This is a genomic window from Sutterella sp. (assembly GCF_030539355.1).
Lineage (GTDB): Bacteria > Pseudomonadota > Gammaproteobacteria > Burkholderiales > Burkholderiaceae_F > Sutterella.
Map to the genome: position 1 here is coordinate 1 of NZ_JAUNSF010000032.1, position 22,711 is coordinate 22,711.

Consider the following 22,711-nt stretch of genomic DNA (forward strand, 5'->3'; position numbering starts at 1 on the left):
GCGCACGGCGGCAGGCGGCGAAGAGTTCTTCGGTCATATCTTTATCGGGGTCCTCTGGTGGTGAAGGTGCGGCGCTCCTCGTGGCGGAAGCTTCCGGCACATCAGAATGGTAGATGGTCGCACCGCCGTATAGGTGTGAGCTTAAGTGCGGTCAGGGGTGCCTTTTTTGCGCACCGCCTCTTGACAAAGACTGCCGGAATCTGTAACCTTCGCATTCTTCTCCGAACGAGAAAGAGCGGCTGACCTCAAAGGCCGGCGCGGGACGGAGTGGTAGTTCAGTTGGTTAGAATATCGGCCTGTCACGCCGAGGGTCGCGGGTTCGAGTCCCGTCCACTCCGCCACAAGTTCTTTCTTGAGAAGGAAATGAAAGAGCCGGAACACCGGCTTTTTTGTTGCCGCAGAGGAGAAGGCAGGGCGTAGGGTTTTCAGCGCCCGGTCATGAGGGAAGGGAAGAAGAAAGTTCTCCCGGCTCTTGCAAAAATGACCGGACTCCGTATAATTCTCGCTCTAGGCTGGAAACAGCGCTTCATCAGAAGCGGAGTGGTAGTTCAGTTGGTTAGAATATCGGCCTGTCACGCCGAGGGTCGCGGGTTCGAGTCCCGTCCACTCCGCCACTGTTAAAGCCTGCATAAATCTGGTTTCAGATTTTGCGAAAGCCTCAAAGCGCATCGGCGCGGAGTGGTAGTTCAGTTGGTTAGAATATCGGCCTGTCACGCCGAGGGTCGCGGGTTCGAGTCCCGTCCACTCCGCCAACGATTTATAAAGAAGGGCGAGCCGTGAGGTTCGTCTTTTTTTTTGACTGCGCGCGCCGCATTCCGTTTTTTCTCCGAAGGACCTCCTTATGCTGCTTCAGGCATTCCGCGATCACAAGCGCTGGCTGATGTTCATTGCCATGGTGCTGATCATCCCGAGCTTCGTTGTGACCGGCATCTATTCCTACAACCGCATGAGCCAGAGTGACAACGCCATCGTGAAGGTGGGCGAAGTCTCCATCACGCCCGAGCAGTTCGACTACGCCAAGCGCGAGCAGCTTGAGCGCCTCCGCCAGGCCCTCGGCGAGAACTTCCACGCCAACATGCTCGAGTCGCCCGAGGCGCGCGCGGACATCCTGCGCATGCTGATGGATGACTCCGCTGTCACGCAGACCGTCGCGAAGAACTATGTCGCGGTGAGCGAGGCCGAGGCCATCATGCTCATCAAGAACGCCGATGCCCTGAAGCAGGACGGCAAGTTCTCCCCCGAGCTCTACCAGCAGTTCCTCCGCTCGCAGGGCAAGAGCGACCAGCAGTTCGTCGCCGAGGTCCAGCGCGACCTCGCCAAGGATGTGCTCATCGCCGGCGTCTCCCGCACCTACCCGGTGCCGAAGGCGATCGTCGAGCAGGTCCACGAGATCCTCACGAACGAGCGCGAGGTCCGCACATTCACGATCAACGTCGCCGACTACACCCCGCAGGTGAAGGTCACCGACGAAGAGGTGAAGGCCTACTACGACGCCAACCAGAAGGAGTTCCTCTCGCCCGAGCACGTCAAGGCCGAGTACGTCGTTCTCTCGCCCGCCGACTTCAAGAACATCCAGGCGAATCCCGAGGACATCAAGGCCTACTACGAGCAGAACCAGAACCGCTGGGCGGTTCCGGAGCAGCGCCGCGCGAGCCACATCCTCATCGAGTTCGGTGACGACAAGGCCGCCGCTCTGAAGAAGACCGAGGCGCTCCTCGCCGAGGTCAAGGCCGATCCCTCGAAGTTCGCCGACATCGCGAAGAGCGAGTCCCAGGACCCGGGCAGCGCGAGCCAGGGCGGCGACCTCTCCTACTTCGGCCGCGGCGTCATGACGAAGGCCTTCGAGGACGCCGTCTTCAACGCCAAGCAGGGCGAGATCATCGGGCCGGTCGAGACCGAGTTCGGCTACCACATCATCGAGGTGACCGAGATCCAGGCCGGCTCCGTGCAGCCCTTCGAGGCCGTGAAGGAGGAGATCGAGCGCGAGTACGCCGAGCAGATGGCCGTGCGCACGTTCTCCGAGCGCGCCGACGAGTTCACGAACTTGGTCTACGAGCAGTCCGACTCGCTCGCCCCGGTCGCCGAGAAGTTCGGCCTCAAGGTTCAGACGGTTGACATGGTCACCCGCGACGGCGCCTCCGATCCCGAGGTCGCCCGCCTCGTGAACGACCGCGTCGCCGAGGCCCTCTTCGGCTCCGAGTGCCTCAAAGAGAAGCGCAACTCGAGCGCGATCGAGGTCCAGAGCAACACGCTCGTCGCCGCCCGCGTGGTCGAGTACTTCCCGCAGGCCGAGCGTCCGCTCGACGAGGTGAAGCCCGCCATCACGAGCACGCTCACCCAGCAGAAGGCCGCCGCCATGGCGAAGGAAGCCGGCGAGAAGAAGCTCGCCGAGGTCCGCGCCTCGGGCAGCCTCGAGGGCTTCACCGATCCCGTCTGGGTCTCGCGCCAGGTGATGCACGGCCACGAGGTCGCGCTCATCAACGCCGAGCTCTCCATCCCGAGCGCCAAGCTCCCGGCCTTCACCGGCGTCGAGCTCATGGCCGGCTCCTACGTGATCTCGCACGTCGAGAACGCCCGCAGCAAGCAGGCTTCCGAGGCCGAGATCGCGAGCCTTGCCCGCGAGCTCTCGAACATCTACGGCGAGGCGGACCGCACGGGCTACCTCGACGCGCTGAAGAACACGATCGGCCTCACGATCCTTCGCCCGGACTTCGTCAATGGCGAGGAGAAGCAGGACGACGACCAGCAGTAAGCCGCAGCTGAACTGAAGTTAGAAGAGGGGCCGCAGATCCCATGATCCGCGGCCCCTCAATTTTTTTGCGGGCAAAAGGAAGCCCCGGCCGTCTCCGACCGGGGCTCGGGTCATCCGTTGGTCAGTGCGGTCAACGGATCGCGCGCATCTTCACGAGGCGGCTGAAGGCGGCCTTCATGTCGCTGCGCACGAGCGCCGTGCGGTTCTCGAAGAGCTCGCGGTAGCGGCGGGTGAGCTCGGCGCGCGGCTCGCACACGCCGTTCTCGCTGATGACGCCGGCGAGCGCGGCCTTCACGTCCGTGAGGCCGCCCGTCGCGTAGGCGCCGAAGACGCAGTTCGTGAGCACCGCGCCGCCCGGGTTCTGGTAGCGCACGACCTGGGCGTCAAGCATGTCGCTCTTGATCTGGTTCCAGAGCGCGTCGCGGCTGCCGCCCTCGGTGACGGTGATGCGATTGAGTTCCACGCCCGCGGCGCGGTAGCTGTCGGCGATCTCCATGTAGTCGTAGCCGATCGCTTCGAGCACGGCGCGCCACATCACGAACTGGTTGTCATCCATCGTCATGTTGAGGAAGCAGCCGCTCGCCTCCTTCTCCTCGCCGGAGCCCCCGGTGAGGTAGGGGAGGAAGAGCACGCCGCCCGAGCCCGCGGGAACTTTCTCCGCGCCCTCGGAGAGCTCGCGGTAGTAGGCGCCGTCGCCCTCGTGGCGGGCGACGTTGTCCTTGAACCAGCGCAGCGCCAGGCCGCCCGTGCGGACGAACCCCCAGTAGAAGTAGGTGTCCGGGAGCGTGCCCGAGTTGAAGATGAGCCCCATGCCGGGCTTCGAGAGCTCGGGGATGATGCCCTTCGTGGAGACGCAGAACATCGCGCAGGTGCCCGCGACGTCGACGCCCTGGCCGGCCTCGAAGACGCCCGAGCCGAGCATCGACTGCATCGTGTCGCCCGCGCCCGCGAGGATCGGGATGCCGGCCGGAAGGCCCGTTCTCACCGAGACCTCCTCGCAGAGTCCGCCCACCTTGTCCCAGGGCTTGAGAATGCGCGGCATGTACTTCTCGTCGATGCCGAGGATCCCGAGCTGCTCCTTCGACCAGCGCTTTTCCTTCACGTTGTAGCCGAGGCCCCAGCCGGACATCGCGCCCCAGTCGATGAAGGCGTCCTTCGCCTTCAGGCCGGCGAGGCGCATGAGCACGTACGGGGCGTTGTGGACGAACTTGACGCCGCGCTCGCGGAACTCGGGGCTGTTCTTCAGGAACCAGCGCGCGAACATCGCGGGGAACATGGGAGAGGCCTCAGCGTTGCCCGTTTCGCGCCCCCAGATCTCGAGGCCCATCGCGTTGACGGCCTCGACGTCCTCGGTCGTGCGGCTGTCGAGGTAGTTGATGTAGGGGGTCACCGGGCGGGCGTCTTCGTCGATGCCGACGATGCCGCAGATGATGCCGTCGCCCATGATGGCGGCGATATCCTTCGGGTCGTAGCCCGTGCGGCGCAGCTCGCTCGTCACGTCGGCCATGACCGTGATGCAGTTCTCGAGGTACGTGTTCACGTCCATCTGCACCCAGCCCGGGTGCGGATAGGCGAGCTCCGTCGGCAGTGACTTGCTCGTGACGAGCTTGAAGTTCTCGTCATAGACACCAACCTTCACGCTTTGCGTGCCGGCGTCAAAACCCATGTAGAGCTTAGGCATTCGGGGACCTCAGAAAGTTTCGGGATAGATGAAAAAGCATAGCAAAGCCGCGGCGAAGCGCAAATTCCCCGAACGGACTACGGACGAGGGGAAGTCTGCGGGCCTCAATGTGACCCGTCAAAGGGTACCCGGAAGGTATTGATAGAATGAGCGCCTTTGACACATCGATGAAGATTCGCCGGCGAACGCCACGGTCCCGGACCGTGCAGTGCTCAGCCGGCGGGTGAGCGCCTCGGGGAGCCAGTCCGTGAGGAGCCCACGCCGTCCCACAGATCCGGAAGACATTTATTTAGAGACATGGCTAAGCAGCAGAAAGAAGCGTACGGCGAAAGCTCCATCCGGGTGCTCAAGGGCCTCGAGCCCGTCAAGCAGCGCCCGGGCATGTACACCCTCACCGAGAACCCGCTCCACATCATCCAGGAGGTGATCGACAACGCGAGCGACGAGGTTCTCGCGGGCTACGGCACGAAGATCTCGGTCGAGGTGGCCGAGGACGGTTCGGTCACCGTCGAGGACGACGGCCGCGGCATCCCGATCGGCATGCATCCCGAGGAGAAGGCGCCCGTCGTGGAGCTCGTCTTCACGCGTCTGCACGCGGGCGGCAAGTTCGCCAAGGCGGACGGCTCGGGCCCGTACTCCTTCGCGGGCGGTCTGCACGGCGTGGGCGTCTCGGTGACGAACGCGCTCTCGAAGCACCTCGTCGTCACCGTCTGGCGCGAGGGCGAGGAGGCCACGATGGGCTTCCGCGACGGCTTCGTCGCCGAGCCCCTCACGGTGAAGAAGAGCCCGCGACCGAAGTACCAGACCGGCACCCGCGTCTCGGTGTGGCCGGACGGAAAGTATTTCGACAGCCCCGCGATTCCGGAGGCCGCGCTCGTCCGCCTGCTCCGCTCCAAGGCGGTGCTGCTCCCCGGGTGCGAGGTCAACTACCGCAACGCCGCCACCGGCACCGAGGCCCACTGGAAGTACGAGGGCGGCCTGAAGGAGTACCTCCTCTCGGAGATCCGCGACGAACCGCTCATCGAGCCCTTCGAGGCCTCGGGCTACGCCGACGAGACGAACGAGAGCTTCGGCAAGGGCGAGGGCGCCGCCTGGGTGGTCGTCTGGACCGCCGAGGGCACGCTCACGCGCGAGAGCTACGTCAACCTCATCCCGACGCCGCAGGGCGGCACGCACGAGGCCGGTCTCAAGGACGGTCTCTGGCAGGCCGTCAGGAGCTTCATGGAGATCCACGGGCTGCAGGCCAAGGGCGTCAAGGTCCTCGCCGAGGACGTCTTCAGCCGCGCCTCCTTCGTGCTCTCCACGAAGGCGCTCGACCCGCAGTTCCAGGGCCAGACGAAGGAGAAGCTCACGAGCCGCGACACGCTCAAGCTCGTCTCCGGGTTCGTGAAGAACCAGTTTGAGTTCTGGCTCAATGACCACGTCGAGGACGGCAAGAAGCTCGCCGAGCACATCATCAGCCAGGCGCAGGCCCGCCAGCGCCAGGCCTCGAAGTACGAGAAGCGCCGCGCCTCCACGGTGGCCGTGCTTCCGGGCAAGCTCACCGACTGCGAGTCGAGCGACATCAGCCGCAACGAGCTCTTCATCGTCGAGGGCGACTCCGCCGGCGGCTCCGCCAAGCAGGGCCGCGACAAGGAGTTCCAGGCCGTGCTCCCGCTGCGCGGCAAGATCCTCAACACCTGGGAGGTCGAGACCGGGGACCTCTTCAGGAGCGACACGATTCACGACATCTCGCTCGCGATCGGCGTCGACCCGCATCCGAAGGAGGGCGAGCCCGACCTGAAGGGCCTGCGCTACGGCAAGATCTGCATCCTCTCGGACGCGGACGTGGACGGCTCGCACATCCAGGTGCTGCTGCTCACGCTCTTCCTCAGGCACTTCCCGAAGTTGATCGAGCTCGGGCACGTCTACGTCGCGATGCCGCCGCTCTTCCGCGTCGACGCGCCGAAGAGGGGCCGCAAGCCCGACCGCAAGCTCTACTGCCTCGACGAGCGCGAGCTCGCCCGCACCATGGAGCAGTTGAAGAAGGAGGGCTTCACCGAGGAGCAGCTCTCGATCTCCCGCTTCAAGGGCCTCGGCGAAATGAAGGCCGAGCAGCTCGCCGAGACGACGCTCTCGCCGGACACCCGCAGGCTCCTGCCGGTGAGCTTCGGCTCGATCTCCGAGGCGGCGACGCGCTCGGTGATGCAGACCCTGATGGGCGAGCGCGAGGTGGCCGGACGCCGCCTCTGGATGGAAGCCTACGGCGACCGCGCCGAGCTTGATGTCTGACCAGTTTTCCGAGGAAGAAGAACAAAATGGCTGAAAAAAAGCGCCCGGGTGCGGGAAATGGTGACAGCAATTTCGGCTCCCTTTTCGAGGCGGCGAGCGCCGTCTTCGCCGCGGCCGAGAAGTTCGGGAAGGGCGTGACGCCCCCCGCTGCCAAAGCGCCCGCGAAGGACGGGAAACCCGTCACCCTGAAGCCTGTCGTGCCGTCGGAGGATGCGGAGCTTGAGATTCCGCTCATTGACGAGGAGGAACCCGTCGAAGAGAAGGAGCCGGCTACTGCCGAGCCGGAGGCCCCTGCTGAGAGCCAGGCCGATGAGACCGCGGAAACCGACGAGACCGATGAGCCCGCGGACGAGGAGTCCGCAGAGACGGAGGAGGCTGCCGAGGAGGACGAAGCCGAGGCCGAGGAGGAGAAAATCACTGTGGGCTCCGTGACCGAGGGCGATCCCGAGGAGAACGGCGCGCTCACGCTCGCCCGCTACGCCTCGCAGGCCTATCTCGAGTACGCGATGTCGGTCGTGAAGAGCCGCGCGCTCCCCGAGGTCACGGACGGTCAGAAGCCCGTGCAGCGCCGCATCCTCATCGACATGTACCGCATGGGCCTCAAGTTCGACGGCCGCAGCGTCAAGTCCGCCCGCATCGTCGGTGACGTGCTCGGTAAATATCACCCGCACGGCGACCAGTCCGTCTATGACGCCCTCGTGCGCATGGCCCAGACGTTCTCGCTCAGGTACCCGCTGCTCGTCGCCGAGGGCAACTTCGGCTCGCGCGACGGCGACAGCGCGGCCGCGATGCGATACACCGAGACGCGCCTGACGCCCATCGCCGAGCTGCTTCTTTCCGAAGTGGACCAGGGCGCGGTCGACTTCACCGCGAACTACGACGGCAACTTCCAGGAGCCCGTGGAGCTCCCGGCGAAGCTTCCGTTCGTGCTGCTCAACGGTTCGTCCGGCATCGCCGTCGGCATGGCGACCGAGATCCCGCCGCATAACCTCGGCGAGGTCGCCTCGGCCTGCGTGAAGCTGCTCGAGAAGCCCGAGTCGACGCTCGACGAGATCCTCGCGCTCATGCCCGCCCCGGACTTCCCCTGCGGCGGCCAGATCATCTCCTCGAAGGACGAGATCCGCTCGATCTACCGCACGGGCAGGGGGAAGCTGCGCGTCCGTGCGCGCTGGCACTTCGAGGAGCTCGCCCGCGGCCAGTGGCAGCTCGTCGTCGACGAGCTCCCGCCCGCGGCGAGCGCCCGCACGATCCTCGACCGCATCGAGCAGATCACCAATCCGCGTCCGAAGAAGGACAAGAAGACCGTCTCCGCCAAGCAGCAGCAGGCCAAGAGCGCCATGCTCGCGATGCTCGAGAGCGTGCGTGACGAGTCGGGCAAGGACATCGAGGTCCGCCTCGTCTTCGAACCGAAGACCCGCACGGTCGACCGCAACGACTTCGTCAATTACCTGCTCTCCGAGACCGACCTTGAGTCGAACGTCCCGGTGAACCTCGTCATGCTCGGCATCGACGGCAAGCCCCGCCAGAAGGGGCTGATGGAGATCCTCTCGGAGTGGGTGAGCTTCCGTCTCGAGACGGTGAGGCGCCGCTCGCAGACGCGTCTCGACAAGGTGCTCGACCGCATCCACGTGCTCGAGGGCCGCTCGCTCGTGCTGCTCAACATCGACCGCGTGATCGAGATCATCCGCGCCGCGGACGACCCGAAGGCCGATCTCATGCGTGAATTCAGCCTCACGGAGCGCCAGGCCGATGACATCCTTGAGATCAGGCTCAAGCAGCTCGCCCGTCTCGCCGCGATCGAGATCGAGAAGGAGCTCGCGAAGCTCGTCCAGGAACGGTCGTCGCTTGAGCGCATCCTCTCGAGCGAGGGCGTCCTCAAGCGCCAGGTGGCCCGTGAGATCGAGGCCGCCTCGAAGCAGTACGCCGATCCTCGCCGCACGCTCGTCGAGGAGGCCGAGGTGGCCGTCCACGAGGTCCAGGCCTCCGACGAACCGGTCACGGTCGTCATCTCGAAGAAGGGGTTCCTGCGCAGCCGCACCGGCCACGGCCACGACTGCACGCTCATGAGCTTCAAGATGGGCGACGGGCTCGCGACCTCGATCGAGTGCCGCTCGACCGACTCGCTCTCGTTCCTCGATTCCGCGGGCCGCGTCTACACGCTTGCCGTCTCGGCGCTGCCGGGCGGGCGCGGCGACGGCGCGCCGCTCTCGGCCTTCGTCGACCTGCCGCGCGGCGTCAACCCCGTGGGCTGGCTCGCGGGCGACCCGGTGATGCCGGTGATGCTCGCCACCTCGGGCGGCAAGGGCATGATCCTCAGGCTCGGCGACATCTCGACCCGCCTCAAGGCCGGCCGCGACTTCGTCAAGCTCGGCGAGGGCGAGACGCTTCTCCCGCCGATGCCGGTCGCGCAGGCCGCGATCGACGCCGGCGCGAAGCTCGCCTGCCTCTCCTCGAAGGGGCGGCTGCTTGTGTTCCCGATCACGGAGATCCGCTTCGTCGCCTCGGGCGGCAAGGGCGTCGCGCTGATGCTCCTCGACGCCGGCGAGTCTCTCGTGAGCTGCACGGTCGTCGATGACCGCGGCTGTATCATCTACGGTACGGGACGCGGGGACAAGGAGCGCGCCGCCGAGATCGGCCGCAGGGCCTTCCCGGCCTACGTGATGCACCGCGCCCGCCGCGGCAAGACCGTCGAGGTCTCCTGGAGGCCCGAGCGCGTCGAGGGCTATCCCGGCGCCGCGGAGCCGCCCGAGGGAATTCCCCCGGCCGGCACGCCGCTGAAGACCGCATCGGGCCTCACGCTCGAGGTGGTTGACGAACCGCCGACGCTTCTGTGAAACTCAAATCTTTCGGCCGGGTCGGACACAGACTGACCCGGCCGCATGATTCAAATCGACCCGGACCTGTTCCAGTCCCATGCGAATTTCCCAGTACTTCAAGAGTCTCTCCACCCGACTTCTGCTCCTCACGCTTCTCTGGGTGAGCTTCATCGTCACCTCCATCGCCTGGACGATGCTGCTCAACTGGGAGCTCGAGGCCACGGCCGCGGCGAAGTACGCCGTCGCCGAGCTCCGCATCCACGTGCACAGGGCCGCCTACTTCACGCAGCCCGTCTTTGAGGAGATGCGCTTCCAGGACCAGATGTCGAAGGTGGAGCTCCAGTTCAGCGAGATCCGCAAGGGCGACATCGGCCAGCCGCTGGAACTCCCCCGCGGCGGGGAGTTCCTGCAGACCTACACGGGCCTCGAGAAGCAGTGGCACGAGGAGATCGCGCCGATGCTGATGAACGCGCAGCGCACGCGCCAGCCGGTGAACAATCTCCGCATCAACCGCTTCCTCGAGGAGCTCGCCGGGCTCGCCAATCAGATCGACGACTGGAGAAGCGACTACCTCTGGGCGCTGAGATATCTGCAGGTGACGCTGATCGTGCTCGCGATCGGCAGTCTCTTCACGATCATGTTCCTGCTCGTGCGCTGGGTGATCCGGCCGATCGGGCAGTTGGGCGAAGGCATCAACAAGCTCTCCGGGGGCGACCTGCGCGCGCGCGTGCCGGTGATCCGCGAGGACGAGATCGGCCGCATCGCCGCGGGCTTCAACCGCATGGCCGACAGGCTCGAGGACCTCTACGAGAACCTCGAGCAGAAGGTGGCCGAGAAGACCGCCTCGGTCGAGGAGAAGAACCGCCACCTCGCGCAGCTCTACGAAATCACCTCCTTCTTCTCGCAGCAGCGCTCGCTCGAGGAGCTCACCGACGGCTTCGCCGAGCGCATCGTGCGCTACACCGAGGCCGACGCCTGCATCGTGACGCTCGTCGACCAGAAGTCGGGCTACGTCAACATCGCCGCGGCCTGCGGCCTCACCGCCGAGGCGCTCCGCGAGATGACGGACATCTCCTACGAGGACTCGATCTGCCGCACGGTGATCAAGAAGGCCTACCCGGTGCGCATCACGCTCGGGGAGGACGAGCGCAAGCTCGCCCGTGCGCTCAATCTCGCGGGCTTCACCACCGCCTACTGCTTCCCCGTGAGGAGCACCTCGGGCGGCATCGGCTGCTTCATGCTGCTCTACCGCGACATCGCGAGCCTCTCCTCGCAGATGATCCAGCTGCTCGAGAGCTTCTCGACCCACCTCGGCGTCGCGATCGACAACGAGCGCCTCATCGACCGCGACCGCCAGTACGCGGTCATCCAGGAGCGCCAGCTCCTCGCCCAGGGCCTGCACGACTCGATCGCTCAGGCGCTCTCCTACCTCAACCTGCAGGTCCAGTTCCTCTCCGACGCGATCAAGGACAAGGACGACGCGCTGCGCGACGAGTCGCTCGCCGCCATCCAGACGGGCGTGCAGGAGTGCTACGAGGACGTGCGCGAGCTGCTCCTCAACTTCCGCGAGCGTCTGCACACCGAAGGGTTCCTGCAGGGCGTGCGCACGGTGATGGACCGCTTCGAGGGCCAGGCCCATGTCTCGACCCGTCTCACCGCGAGCGGCGACGGTCCGAAGCTCACGCCGCGCGAGAAGCTCCAGGTGATCTTCATCATTCAGGAGGCGCTCTCGAACGTCCGCAAGCACGCGGAGGCGACGAGCGTCTCGGTGACGATCAACAACGGAGCGGACCTCGTCGTGAGCATCGTCGACGACGGCGTCGGCATCGAGGAGAGCGTCGTGGAGGCGAGAAAGGGCCAGCACGTCGGCCTCTCGATCATGGCCGAGCGCGCCTCGCGCATCGGCGCGACCGTCAAGGTCGAGCGAGCGAGCCCGATCGGCGGCACCCGCGTCACGCTCACGCTGCCGGCGTCCTCGCGTCAGATCAGCTGACAATCCGTATCTTTCTCAAACCCCGGAGGCCGTCATGCGTTTTCTGAGATCCGCCCTGTTCGCTGCGCTCACGGGCATGCTTCTGCCGGCGGGCCCCGTGCTCGCCGTCTCGATTCCGATGGCACCTCCGCAGATCGCGGCCGGCGAGGACGGCCCCGCGACCGCGCGCAAGCTCTTCGAGGAATACCTTGAGGAGAGCGACTACGACCCGAGGACGGACCTGCTCGAGCTCGAGTTCGCCGAGGGGCGCCTCGCCGGCGTCATCCGTGTCTCGGGGCGGACGTCAAGCGCGACGCTTCTCGCGGAGTTCCTCCCGAAGCTCTCGGGCAGGGGCTGGGCCATTGAGAACGAAGTGGCAAGGCTTCCCGACGAGACCGCCCGCGGCAGGCGCAGCTGGGCGCTCGTGAAGGCCCCGGTGACTCATCTCGCCGCGGCGCGCGACGCCGTGGGGAATCCCGCGGCATCCGTCCGCACGGTTCCGGTCGCCTCGCGCGTCCGGGTGCTGCTCGAGGAGGGCGACGCCGTGCTCGGGATCCTTGACGACAGCCGCATCGGCTGGCTTGCGGTGAAGGACCTCTCGATGAGAACCGACACGGGGCTCCTCGCCTGGAACCGCCGCGACAAGTTCGTCGTGACCGCGCCCTCGGCCAAGGTGAGGAATGCCTCAGGGCAGATCATCATGAAGGCGCCCCTCGGCGCCGCTTTCACCGAGGAGACGGATGCGGCGCCCGCGGGTCTCACCGACAGCGTCGCCGTCCGGCTTCCGGACGGTCAGGTCGGGGTGCTCGCGAAGACCGATGTCGAGGCGCTTGGGAGCCTCGAATCCCGCGAGGAGACCCGCCGCAGGGAGACACCGGAGAAATTCCTCTCCGACGTGGCCGCCACGGCCGAGAAGCTCGTGAGCGCCGGTTCGTCACGGAACGACTATGTGGCCCCGCTCGCCGTCGCGGCGCTGGGCGCCCACGACCTGATCGCGCCCGAGGACGCCGACAGGCTCGCCCGCATTGAGGCGCCGCTCTCGGGCGGCAGGGAAGGCGAGGAGCTCCCGCGCGGGGCACTCGTCTTCTTCGGCGACGAGAAGGGGGCGGTGAAGTTCTCCGGCGTCTGGCTCGGCAAGGGCATGTTCGCCGCCGACGATCCGCAGACGGGCAGGGCGGTGTCGATGCGGCTCGCCGACGCCGGGAAGGCCGGGTTCGGGAAGTTCCTCTTCGGCGTGGTGCCGCCGGTCTCGAGGCTCATGAACCCCTGCATGCTCTCGGGGCGCTCGCACCCCTTCCATCAGGCGCCGCCCGCCGCGCTCGCACGCTGCAGGCTGCGTTGAGTCATTCGCCGCTCTTCTTCGTCGTGCGCTTCGACGCGGCTTTCACGGTCTTCGTGGAAGCCGCGGTCTTGCGCGCCGGCTTCCTCGCCGGGGAGCCGGGCTTCAGATCCGCGGCCTCCTCGAGCGCGGCGGCCTTCTCGGGCGCGCTGCACCACTTCGCCACGGGGCAGCGGGTGCACTCGGGCTTTCTCGCCTTGCAGAGGTAACGGCCGAAGAGCAGCAGCCAGTGGTGGGCGTTCCTCAGGAACTCGTCGGGGACGACCTTGAGAAGCTTCGCCTCGACCTCGTCCGGGGTCTTGCCCGGGGCGAAGCCCGTGCGGTTGCAGACGCGGAAGATGTGCGTGTCGACGGCCACGGTGCCCTCGCCGAAGGCGACGTTGAGCACGACGTTCGCGGTCTTCCTGCCGACGCCGGGGAGCGCGGTGAGCTCCTCCATCGTGCGGGGAACCTCGCCGCCGTGGCGCTCGATCAGGATCCTCGAGGCGGCGAGGATGTGCTTCGCCTTGTTGCGGAAGAAGTTGATCGAGTTGACGTAGGAGACGAGACCCTCCTCGCCGAGGGCGACGATCTTCTCCGGGGTGTTGGCGACGGGGAAGAGCTTCGCGGTGGCGATGTTGACGCCCTTGTCGGTCGCCTGCGCAGAGAGCATCACGGCGACGAGGAGCTCATAGGGCGTCGTGAAGTTGAGCTCGGACTTGGGGTCGGGATTGAGCTCCGCGAGCGCCGTCATGAAGGCGGCGCGGTCTTTTGCCGGGAAGGTCATCTTGGGCTGGGGGTCTGGAAGTTTTTGTTAGGGGCCGGGCGCGGGGTCAGCGGCGGCCGGAGCGGGCCATGGCGAGGATGTCCGCCATGAAGCGCTTCTTTGCGTCGCCCTCGGTCTCGGCGGCGCCGCGGCGCTGCGAGAGGCGGCGGTCCTCGGCGGCGGCGCGCTTCACGCGCCTCGCCCAGGTCTCCTCGTGATGGCGCTTCGCGAGCCGGGCGTCCTCGTCCGTCCACTCGCGGCCCGCCTCGACGAAGTCGATGCAGTCCATCGGGCAGGCGGGGGCGCAGAGCGAGCAGCCCGTGCAGCGGCTTTCAATGACCGCGTGCATGTGCTTCGGGGCGCCGGCGATGGCGTCGGTCGGGCAGGCGCGGGCGCACCACGAGCAGCCGATGCACTCGGCCGCGCGGATGCGGGCGCGCGCGAAGGGCATCTCGCGGCCGTACTCGGGGTCGAGCGCGATCACGGGCTGACCGGTGACCTTGGCGAGACGGGCGATGCCGCGCGCGCCGCCCGGCGCGCAGCGGTTGATCGGGGCCCGCCCCTCGGCGATCGCCTCGGCGTAGGCGGCGCAGCCGTCGAAGCCGCACTGACGGCATTCCGTCTGCGGCAGCACGTCGTCGATCGCCTGGGCGTTCGCCTGAAGAGAGATGGGTTGCATGGTTCTTGGATTACCAGAAGTTTTCGACGACGAGCTGGCCGGGCTTGCCGAAGCGGGGCGAGACGATGCTGCGCTTCTTGAGCTCAGCGCGCGTCTCGGCGATGAAGCCGGGATTGCCGCAGAGCATCAGGCGGCTCTTCTCGGCCGTGATCTCGCGGCCGGCGGCCTTCTCGAGGTCGCCCGAGGCGATGAGCGCCGGGATGCGGCCCGAGAGATTGCCCTGACGAGCGGGATCCTCCTCGCGCGTCGTGGTGATGATGAGCTTCGGACGGCGCTCGGAGGGCATGGCGAGCACGAGCTCGCGGGCAAGCGCCGCCTCCTCGATTTTCCTCACGGAGATCACGAGGACGAGGTCCTGCCAGGCTTCCCAGACCTTGCCCGAGCGGATGATCGAGGCGAAGGGGGAGAGGCCCGAGCCGGTGGCGAGGAGCCAGAGCGTCTCGCCGCCCGGGATGCGCGAGGGCGTGAGCGCGCCCTGCGCGGGCCCGTCGAGGATGACGCGGTCGCCGGGATTGAGCGCGCAGATGCGCGGGGAGAGCTTTCCGTCCTTCACCTCGGTGATGAAGAACTCGAGCACGTTCTCCTCCGGGGCGCTCGCGATGGAGTAGCCGCGGATGACGGGCTCCTCGCCCGGTGCGCCCTCGAGGCCGAGGCGGGCGAACTGGCCCGGCTCGAACGTGAAGCCCTCGGGCCGTTCGAAGCGGAGCACGAAGAGCGTCGGCGCCACCTGGCGGCGGGAGATGAGTGCGATGGTCTGCATGGGAAGAAATTCCTCTTTCGGGGCGGCACGGAGCCTGGGGCTCGACGGGAGGGATCCGGAGGACCAGGGGCCGCGATGAATGATGCAGAGGATTCTAAAAAGGAAAGGCCCGCACTGGTGCGGGCCCTCGTCAGAGCAGAATGCTTCAGAACGTCAGATCAGTAACGCTTCAGGTACTGAATCTTGTTCTTCACACCGCGCCACTGATCGGCGTCATCGGGGTAGGGCTTGCGGCGGGTGATGGAAGGCCATTCACGGGCGAGTTCGGCATTGAGGGCGATGAACTCCTGCTGATCCTCGGGCACGTCCTCCTCGGCGTAGATCGCGGCCTCCGGGCACTCCGGAATGCAGACGGCGCAGTCGATGCACTCATCGGGATCGATCACAAGAAAGTTCGGACCTTCCCGGAAGCAATCCACCGGGCAGACGTCCACGCAGTCGGTACGCTTGCAGCCGATGCAGGCTTCGCAGACAACATGAGGCATGGTTGTTCGTTCTCCGTTAGGGAATGAGGACGGCCGCGCAATTGCTTGTCGCGGCCGACACTGTCTTGAGGGCCCCGAGTTTAGCCCGTTTTGAGTGAGATTTGGCTTAACAAACAGGTGACTTGCGTGTGAATCCGTGAGAAGAAAAATCATTCTCACGGATTCGTCACCTCGTCTCTTTCAAATCACTTCATCGTCTCGGAACGGTTGAGCACCTCGGGCGAGATCTTGAAGCCGATCGCCTCGGCGGTCGTGAGGTTGATGAGCGGCTTCTGGGCGTCCTGGAAGGCGATCGGCGTCGTGGCCGGCTTCTTCTTGCCCTCGAGGATGTCAGCGCCGAGGGCGCCCGACATGCGGCCGAGCTCGTAGTAGTTCACGGAGATCGAGGCCAGCGAGCCCGCGCGGACGAGCGCGGAGTCGCTCGCGAACACCGGGAGCTTCATGTCGCGCGCGAGCTTGGCGACGGTCGCCGCGCCCGAGGCGAGCACGTTGTCGGTCGGCAGCCACAGCGAGCAGACCTTGCCGCGCATGGAGTTCATCGCCTGCGGGATGTCGTTGACGTTGGAGGCGGAGGCCTCGACGAGGCGGATGCCGCGGGCCTTGGCTTCCTGGCGGAACTTCTCGACCTGGTACTCGGCGTTCACCTCGCTCGGGTTGTAGATGACGCCGACGGCCTCGGTCTTCGTGGCGTCGCCCGTCATCTCAACAAGGAGCGCCATCTGGGCGGCGATCGGCCCGAGGTTCGAGACGCCGGTGACGTTGCCGCCCGGCTCCTTGTCGGACTTCACGACGCGCGCCGCCTCAAAGCTCGTCACGGCGGTGGCGACCACGGGAATGGTCTTCGTCGCGCGGGCCATGGCCTGCACGGCGGGCGTGGAGGAGGCGAAGATCAGCTGCACCTTGTCCGAGACGAAGCGGTTGCCGATGTTGGCGAGCGTCGTCTGGTCGCCCTGGGCGTTCTGATGGTCGATGGTGATCTTCTCGCCGTCCTTGAAGCCGCGCTCGGCGAGGACGTCGATGAAGCCCTTCACGGTGGCGTCAAGTGCCTCGTGCTCGACGAGCTGCACGACGCCGACGTGGATCTTCGCGGCCTCGGCGGCGGCGGCCGTCTCGGCGGGCTTCTTCTCCTCGCCGCAGCCCGAGAGAAGGACGACGGCGGAAAGCGCGGCGCAGGCGGCGCGGGTGAGGGTGGAAATGGAGGTGCGGATCATTGGAAAGTCTCCGGTGGTTGGTCTTTGAAAAAAAGATGTTTCCCGCTCGCTGCGGGCCCGGAGCTTTCATCAAGGGATTTACTGCACCCCCGGAAACGCCGAAGCCCGCATTTCGCTGCGGGCTTCGTCAACAGGAAGGCATTTGATGAGGTCAGGCCTTCGAACGCACCCGCAGCTGTGCATACGGATACGCGTAATAAAAGAAGAAGGAGGCGCCAGAGGCGCAGGAGGTCTGAGTCATCATGTCCGAGATAATAGCAGTCTTTCCGGCTTATTTGATGGTCTCGCTGCGCTCGAGCACTTCGGGCGAGATCCTGAACCCGATCGCCTCGGCGGCCGTGAGATTGATGATCGGTTTCTGGGCGTCCTGGAAGGCGATCGGCGTGGTGGCCGGGCTCTTCTTGCCCTCAAGGATGTCCGCGCCGAGATTGCCCGTCAGACGGCCGAGTTCGTAGTAATCCACCGAGATGACTGCGAGGAGCCCGTTGCGCACCGAGCCCGTGTCACTCGCGAAGACCGGGAGCTTCATGTCGCGGGCGAGCCTCGCGACGGTCGCCGCGCCGGCGGCGAGTACGTTGTCGGTCGGCAGCCACATCGCGCAGACCTTGCCGCGCATCGCGTTCATTGCCTGCGGAATGTCGTTGACGTTCGAGACGGAGCCCTCGATGAGACGGATGCCGCGGGCCTGAGCTTCCGCGCGGAACTTCTCAACCTGGTACTCGGCGTTCACCTCGCTCGGGTTGTAGAGGACGCCGACCGCCCCGGTCTTCGTGGCGTCGCCCGTCATTTCAACGAGAAGCGCCATCTGCGCGGCGATGGGCCCGAGGTTCGAGACGCCGGTGACGTTGCCGCCCGGCTCCTTGTCGGACTTCACGACGCGCGCCGCCTCAAAGCTCGTCACGGCGGTGGCGACCACGGGAATGGTCTTCGTCGCGCGGGCCATGGCCTGCACGGCGGGCGTGGAGGAGGCGAAGATCAGCTTCGCGTTGTCCGAGACGAAGCGGCTGCCGATGTTGGCGAGGGTCGTCTGGTCGCCCTGGGCGTTCTGGCGGTCGATCGTGATTTTCTCGCCGTCCTTGTAGCCGCGCTCGGCAAGCGCATCGATGAAGCCCTTCACGGTGGCGTCAAGCGCCTCGTGCTCAACGAGCTGCACGACGCCGACATGGATCTTTGCGGCATCAGCCGCGGCGGCGGTCTGGGCGGGTTTCTTCTCCTCGCCGCAGCCGGCGAGCAGGATGGCGGCGGAGAGCGCGACGCAGGCGGCGCGGGTGAGGGTGGAGAGGCTGTTGCGGATCATGGGAAAGTCTCCGGAGGTGTTCCAAAAGTTAAGGTTGGAAAGGTTTTCCCGCTCTTCGCGGGCCCGGAGCTTTTCGGAGAGTTTTTTCTCACCCCTGAAACGCCGAAGCCCGCATTTCGCTGCGGGCTTCGTCTGACTTGAAGGCTTTTGATGAGGTCAGGCCTTCGAACGCACCCGCAGCTTCGCAAACGGATACGCAAAATAAAACGAGAAATAAGCGCCCGAGGCGCAGGAGGTCTGAGTCATCATGTTCGTGAGCATAGCAGTGCCCCCGGCGGGCCCGCCTCAGACATTCCACCTAATGGGCATCATCGCCCCGCGCTATCCTTTTTGAATTGCACCGCCTCATTTCCCGGAAGTCTTCCGCCCGCTCTCATGTCTCTTGCTGAACCAGTGTTCCAGAACGATCTCTCGCGCCGCATCGTGCATGTGGACATGGATGCGTTCTTCGCGTCGGTCGAGCAGCGTGACCGCCCGGAGCTGCGCGGGAAGCCCATCGCCGTCGGGCATGCCGAGCGCCGCGGCGTCGTCGCCACGGCGAGCTACGAGGCGAGGCGCTTCGGCGTTCACAGCGCGATGCCCTCGAGCCGCGCCAAGCAGCTCTGCCCGGAGCTCATCTTCGTCGAGGGCCGCATGGCGCACTACCGCGAGATCTCGGCCGCGATCCGGGAGATCTTCGAGCGCTACACCGACCTCGTGGAGCCCCTCTCGATCGACGAGGCGTTCCTCGACGTCACCGACAACAAGCTCGGACTCGAGTACGGCACCGAGGTCGCGCGCCGCATCAAGATGGACATCCGCAGGGAGCTCAGTCTCACGGCGAGCGCAGGCGTTTCCTACAACAAGTTCCTCGCGAAGATCGCGAGCGACTGGCGCAAGCCCGACGGCATCTTCACGATCCATCCGACGAGGGCGCAGGAGTTCATCGACGCGCTCCCGATCGAGGCCTTCTGGGGCGTCGGACCCGCCACGGCGAAGCGCTTTCACGAGATGGGCATCTCGACCGGGTATGCGCTCCGGATGCGAAGCTTCACCGAACTCACCGACCGCTTCGGCGCGGCCGGGGCGCTCTTCTACAAGTTCGCCCGCGGCATCGACTCGCGCCCCGTGAAGACAAGCCGCGTGAGAAAGAGCGTGGGCTGCGAGGAGACGTTCCTCGACGATATCGCAGGGTTCGAGGCGCTCTCAGAGCGCATGGCCGGGATCGCCGCGGATCTCACGCGCCGCATCTCGCGCCACGATTTCCGCGGGCGCACGATCACGCTCAAGATCCGCTTCGCCGACTTCACGACGAAGACGAGGAGCATGACCGCGCTCGTGCCCTATGTCGCCGAGCCGGCGATCCTCGAGGCCGGCATGAAGCTTCTCTCGGGCATCGAGATCCCGCCGGAGGGCGTGCGTCTGCTCGGTCTCTCGGTGAGCTCGCCCGAGTCCGGAACGGGCGCGGCCGAGGCGACGCTCTTTGAATCCATTGAATGACAGTTTCCGAGGAGGCTTCCCATGAAGCTCAGGCGTTTTGACCATCTCGTCCTCACGGTGAAGGATCTCTCGCGGACGCTCGACTTCTACGGCCGGGTGCTCGGCGTCCCCGTCGAGGAAACGCGCGGCCGCTGGGTGATCCGCTTGGGCGAGGCGAAGTTCAACGTGCACCGCCGCCCGGGCGAGTTTCAGCCCGCGGCGGAGCGCCCCGTCTCCGGAGCGCTCGACCTCTGCCTCGAGCTCGAGCCGGGCGAAAAGCTTGAGAATGCCTTCAAGGAGGTGAAGGCCGCCGGCGCCGAGCCCGTCCTCGGCATCGTGAACCGCACCGGTGCGAGGGGCCCGATGCGGAGCTTCTACCTGCGCGACCCCGACGGGAACCTCGTGGAGATCTGCTCCTACGAGCGCTGAATAAACGAAGAGCCGGCCGCCATGAAAGGCGCCGGCTCTCTCGCAGAGGTTTTCTGTCCTGCGGTCAGACGGGCGGGAGCTTCACGGAGCCGTCGCCGCTGTCGGTGAGGTCGTGGGGCATGTCGCCGTCGGGGGAACTGCCGCGGAAGATGTCGCGGAACATCACCCAGACGCCCGCCTGCGTCACGGCCGAGAGCCCGGCGACGATGAGCGGGGCGAGGAAGGCGAGGATGCCCGGGACGCCGGCCGCGGAGAGGATCAGGTCGAGCGTGACGAAGACCGCGCCCGAGATGAGCGTGATGCCGGCGAGGTAGACGATGATGGGGGCGATGCCGCGGATGACGCCGAAGAAGGAGTAGAAGAGGCTCTTGCCCACCTTCTGGCGCTGCTGCACGACGAGGAGCGGCGAGTACACCGTCATCATCAGCAGCGGGATGTAGAAGAGCCCGGCCATGGCGAAGGCGAACCAGGGGAAGTTCGCCGTGATCGACGCGACGTCGATGCCCTCGGCGGTGATCTGCCACTTGTCGATCTGTTCGTGACCGAGCCAGTTGAAGATCATCATGTCGAGCTCCATCCACACGCTCGCGATGAGGCCGATCATCAGGAGCGGATAGCGCGAGGTGCGGTCACGGAAGATGGCGACGAGCGTGTAGTAGACGGGCACCCGCCCGGCGAGCGTGTCGCGGGCGGCGAAGCCCGTGAGCACCGAGCCGTAGGGCATCCAGAGGCTCGCGATCAGCGTTCCGATCAGAGGAAGGCTCGAGAGCATGCCGCTCACGAGGAGCGAGAAGATCACGATGCCGGGGTAGGAGATCGGCTGCATCCGGACGGCCTGGAAGGATTCCTTGAGCCAGGTGATGCCGAGCGAGGGGGAGAGGAGCTGAGTCATTGAACCGTTGAGTTAGATGGGAGAGTTGAAGAGGGCGTCGATTCCAGTGGAAACGGAACCGACGCCCTTTCTTCCCTCAAAGAAGCCTCTTGGCGAGACTTTTTTGTTCGTTACCAGCCGAATTCAATGAACTTCGGCGTGCCGAGCGTGCCGCCCGGGTTCTTGCCCGGAGTGGTGTCCATCGGGCGGTCCGCGCGATTCTCGATCTTATACGGAATCTTCGTCGTGCCCGGGGTGACGACATACTCGGTCACACGATTGTTCGCGTCACGCACCTCCTCGATCTGGGTGCGCTTGTCATTGTTGCGCGGGGGACGCTCGCCGGCCTCGCGGCGGTCACGGGCGGCGCGCATGTCCTCCTCGGTCGGGGCGATCGACATGCCTTCCTGGGCGCCCTTCGGCTGCAGCTGGCGGGCGGGCTTCGGAGCCTGCGCACGGGAGGGCTGCACGTCACCCGCGTAGGGCGGGGGCGCGTCGGACGGAGCGGCCTGCGCACCGAGGGCGATCATGAGGCCGAGTGCGGCGGAGATGAATAGTTTGGTCATGTTTTTTTTCCCGGAGCGCTTCCGCGAGGGAGGCGGGCGCTCGCTGAGGATCCTCCTAAAGGATCTGGTTCGCGCGGAGGAAAAACACTTCGCGCGGTCCCTTCTTTCTTCCTTTGGAATTGTGCCACGGACAGCGCAGGAAAACATGACCGGCGCAGGACAACATGAATCTGCTGACGTCGGAATTGCCTTGTTTTCGTTGAATTTTGGACTTTTGTGGTATTGCAGTACAACAACATGGAACGGTGCACCGCGGCGACATGGATCCGGCCCGGCCGGCGCACGGCGGAGCCTCACCGAGGCGCCTATTCGCGTATCCTCTGCAGTCGTCCGGCATTTCAGCCGGTCCCGGAACAAAACCATCAGGCACATACCGCGATGTCAAAGCTTCTTCTGATTGACGGCTCGAACTATCTTTTCCGCGCCTTTCATGCGCTGCCGCCGCTCACGACCTCGAAGGGCGAGCCCACGGGCGCGCTCAAGGGGTTCCTCGGCATGCTCTCGCGCGTCGCGGGGCTCGCCAAGGCCGACCGCGCCGCGGTCGTCTTCGATGCGCCGGGAAAGACCTTCCGTCACGAGCGCTTTCCGCAGTACAAGGCCAACAGGCCGCCGATGCCCGAGGAGCTGCGCGTGCAGATCGAGCCGCTGCAGGAGATCATCCGTGCGCTCGGCTGGCCGCTCCTGATCGTCCCCGGCATCGAGGCGGACGACGTGATCGGCACGCTCGCGACGATGGCCCGCCGCGAGGGAATGGAGGCCGTGATCGCCACGGGCGACAAGGACCTTTCGCAGCTCGTGGGCGAGGGCGTGACGCTCCTCAACACGATGAACACGAAGTTCTACGACCGCGACGGCGTGATCGAGAAGTACGGCGTGCCGCCCGAGAGAATCATCGACTACCTCGCGCTCATGGGCGACAAGGTCGACAACGTCCCCGGCATCAAGGGATGCGGCCCGAAGACCGCCGCGAAGTGGGTGAACGAAATCGGCGGCATCGACGCGATCATCGCCGCGGCGCCCACGATGAAGGGCAAGATCGGCGAGAACCTCCGCGCGGGGCTTGAGTTCCTCGACGAGGCCGTCGATCTCGTCACGGTGAAGTGCGACGCGGAGATCCCCGGCGTGAAGTCGATCTCCGACATCGTCTTCCAGCCCGCCGACGCTCAGGCGCTCGACGAGTTCGCCCGCCGCTGGGAGATCTCGCGCCCGACCCTCACACGCGCCCAGGCGATGGAGGACGACATGTTCTCGATCTTCGGGCAGCCGGCCGGGGGCGAGGTGGTTCCGGCCGCCGCGCCCGCGAAGGCCGCGGAGCCCGAGCGCCCGGTGCTCACGCTCCCCGAGGAGGCCGAGCCCGCGCCGGCGAGCGAGGAGCTCGA

Annotated in this window: 17 protein-coding genes and 3 tRNA genes; 11 read left to right on the top strand and 9 right to left on the bottom strand. The window is 66.0% G+C overall.

The annotated features are described in order from the left end of the window. The first annotated feature begins 264 nt into the window (after positions 1-264). From Q4F91_RS06435 to Q4F91_RS06450, 4 genes are all read left to right on the top strand, one after another. Positions 265-341, top strand: a tRNA-Asp gene (locus tag Q4F91_RS06435). Between the two features lie 196 nt (positions 342-537). Beyond that, positions 538-614, top strand: a tRNA-Asp gene (locus Q4F91_RS06440). Between the two features lie 61 nt (positions 615-675). Next, a tRNA-Asp gene (locus Q4F91_RS06445) sits at positions 676-752 on the top strand. 89 nt (positions 753-841) lie between these two features. After that, on the top strand, positions 842-2,752 hold the full coding sequence (locus Q4F91_RS06450; RefSeq protein WP_303335936.1) for a SurA N-terminal domain-containing protein: 1,911 nt from the start codon (positions 842-844) through the stop codon (positions 2,750-2,752). A 130-nt stretch (positions 2,753-2,882) separates the two neighbouring features. On the opposite strand, the gene Q4F91_RS06455 is transcribed toward Q4F91_RS06450, so the two are convergent. Then, positions 2,883-4,433 (bottom strand): FGGY-family carbohydrate kinase, encoded by a 1,551-nt coding sequence (locus Q4F91_RS06455; protein ID WP_303335937.1) that lies wholly within the window; start codon positions 4,431-4,433, stop codon positions 2,883-2,885. A gap of 297 nt (positions 4,434-4,730) precedes the next feature. Here Q4F91_RS06455 and Q4F91_RS06460 point away from each other — a divergent pair, with 297 nt between their 5' ends. The 4 genes from Q4F91_RS06460 (at position 4,731) to Q4F91_RS06475 (ending at position 12,834) form a co-directional block, all read left to right on the top strand. Continuing rightward, positions 4,731-6,704 carry a DNA topoisomerase IV subunit B gene (locus Q4F91_RS06460; RefSeq protein WP_303335939.1) on the top strand — a complete coding sequence of 658 codons (1,974 nt, stop codon included), beginning with the start codon at positions 4,731-4,733 and terminating at the stop codon, positions 6,702-6,704. A gap of 26 nt (positions 6,705-6,730) precedes the next feature. Beyond that, the gene (parC, locus tag Q4F91_RS06465) at positions 6,731-9,538 is read left to right on the top strand and encodes a DNA topoisomerase IV subunit A (protein ID WP_303335940.1); all 2,808 of its coding nucleotides are present in this window, start codon (positions 6,731-6,733) and stop codon (positions 9,536-9,538) included. Positions 9,539-9,617: 79 nt separating this feature from the next. Next, a complete protein-coding gene (locus tag Q4F91_RS06470; protein ID WP_303335942.1) occupies positions 9,618-11,513 on the top strand; it encodes a HAMP domain-containing protein in 1,896 nt (631 codons plus the stop codon). A gap of 34 nt (positions 11,514-11,547) precedes the next feature. Next, positions 11,548-12,834: a hypothetical protein gene (locus Q4F91_RS06475; RefSeq protein WP_303335944.1), complete on the top strand. Its 1,287-nt coding sequence runs from the start codon at positions 11,548-11,550 to the stop codon at positions 12,832-12,834. 1 nt (position 12,835) lies between these two features. On the opposite strand, the gene nth is transcribed toward Q4F91_RS06475, so the two are convergent. The 6 genes from nth to Q4F91_RS06505 form a co-directional block, all read right to left on the bottom strand. After that, entirely contained in the window at positions 12,836-13,597 is a 762-nt protein-coding gene (gene nth, locus Q4F91_RS06480) for an endonuclease III (protein WP_303335946.1), read from the bottom strand. 46 nt (positions 13,598-13,643) lie between these two features. Continuing rightward, entirely contained in the window at positions 13,644-14,255 is a 612-nt protein-coding gene (locus tag Q4F91_RS06485; protein ID WP_303335948.1) for an RnfABCDGE type electron transport complex subunit B, read from the bottom strand. A gap of 10 nt (positions 14,256-14,265) precedes the next feature. Further along, positions 14,266-15,015: a ferredoxin--NADP reductase gene (locus Q4F91_RS06490; RefSeq protein ID WP_303335950.1), complete on the bottom strand. Its 750-nt coding sequence runs from the start codon at positions 15,013-15,015 to the stop codon at positions 14,266-14,268. Positions 15,016-15,173: 158 nt separating this feature from the next. Then, positions 15,174-15,500 (bottom strand): ferredoxin FdxA, encoded by a 327-nt coding sequence (fdxA, locus tag Q4F91_RS06495; protein ID WP_303335952.1) that lies wholly within the window; start codon positions 15,498-15,500, stop codon positions 15,174-15,176. Between the two features lie 185 nt (positions 15,501-15,685). Continuing rightward, positions 15,686-16,711 carry an ABC transporter substrate-binding protein gene (locus Q4F91_RS06500; protein ID WP_303335954.1) on the bottom strand — a complete coding sequence of 342 codons (1,026 nt, stop codon included), beginning with the start codon at positions 16,709-16,711 and terminating at the stop codon, positions 15,686-15,688. Positions 16,712-16,982: 271 nt separating this feature from the next. After that, the gene (locus Q4F91_RS06505) at positions 16,983-18,008 is read right to left on the bottom strand and encodes an ABC transporter substrate-binding protein (RefSeq protein ID WP_303335956.1); all 1,026 of its coding nucleotides are present in this window, start codon (positions 18,006-18,008) and stop codon (positions 16,983-16,985) included. 393 nt (positions 18,009-18,401) lie between these two features. Between Q4F91_RS06505 and dinB the strand changes: the two genes are divergently transcribed. Both dinB and Q4F91_RS06515 read left to right on the top strand, forming a co-directional pair. Continuing rightward, a complete protein-coding gene (dinB, locus tag Q4F91_RS06510; protein WP_303335957.1) occupies positions 18,402-19,487 on the top strand; it encodes a DNA polymerase IV in 1,086 nt (361 codons plus the stop codon). A 21-nt stretch (positions 19,488-19,508) separates the two neighbouring features. Beyond that, positions 19,509-19,895 (top strand): VOC family protein, encoded by a 387-nt coding sequence (locus Q4F91_RS06515; RefSeq protein ID WP_303335958.1) that lies wholly within the window; start codon positions 19,509-19,511, stop codon positions 19,893-19,895. A gap of 64 nt (positions 19,896-19,959) precedes the next feature. Here Q4F91_RS06515 and Q4F91_RS06520 read toward each other — a convergent pair whose 3' ends face one another. Next, entirely contained in the window at positions 19,960-20,787 is an 828-nt protein-coding gene (locus tag Q4F91_RS06520; RefSeq protein WP_303335960.1) for a BPSS1780 family membrane protein, read from the bottom strand. A 110-nt stretch (positions 20,788-20,897) separates the two neighbouring features. After that, the gene (locus Q4F91_RS06525) at positions 20,898-21,332 is read right to left on the bottom strand and encodes a hypothetical protein (RefSeq protein ID WP_303335962.1); all 435 of its coding nucleotides are present in this window, start codon (positions 21,330-21,332) and stop codon (positions 20,898-20,900) included. A 378-nt stretch (positions 21,333-21,710) separates the two neighbouring features. Here Q4F91_RS06525 and Q4F91_RS06530 point away from each other — a divergent pair. Further along, positions 21,711-22,711: 5'-3' exonuclease H3TH domain-containing protein (locus Q4F91_RS06530; protein ID WP_303335964.1), on the top strand; the 1,001-nt coding region annotated here is incomplete at its 3' end.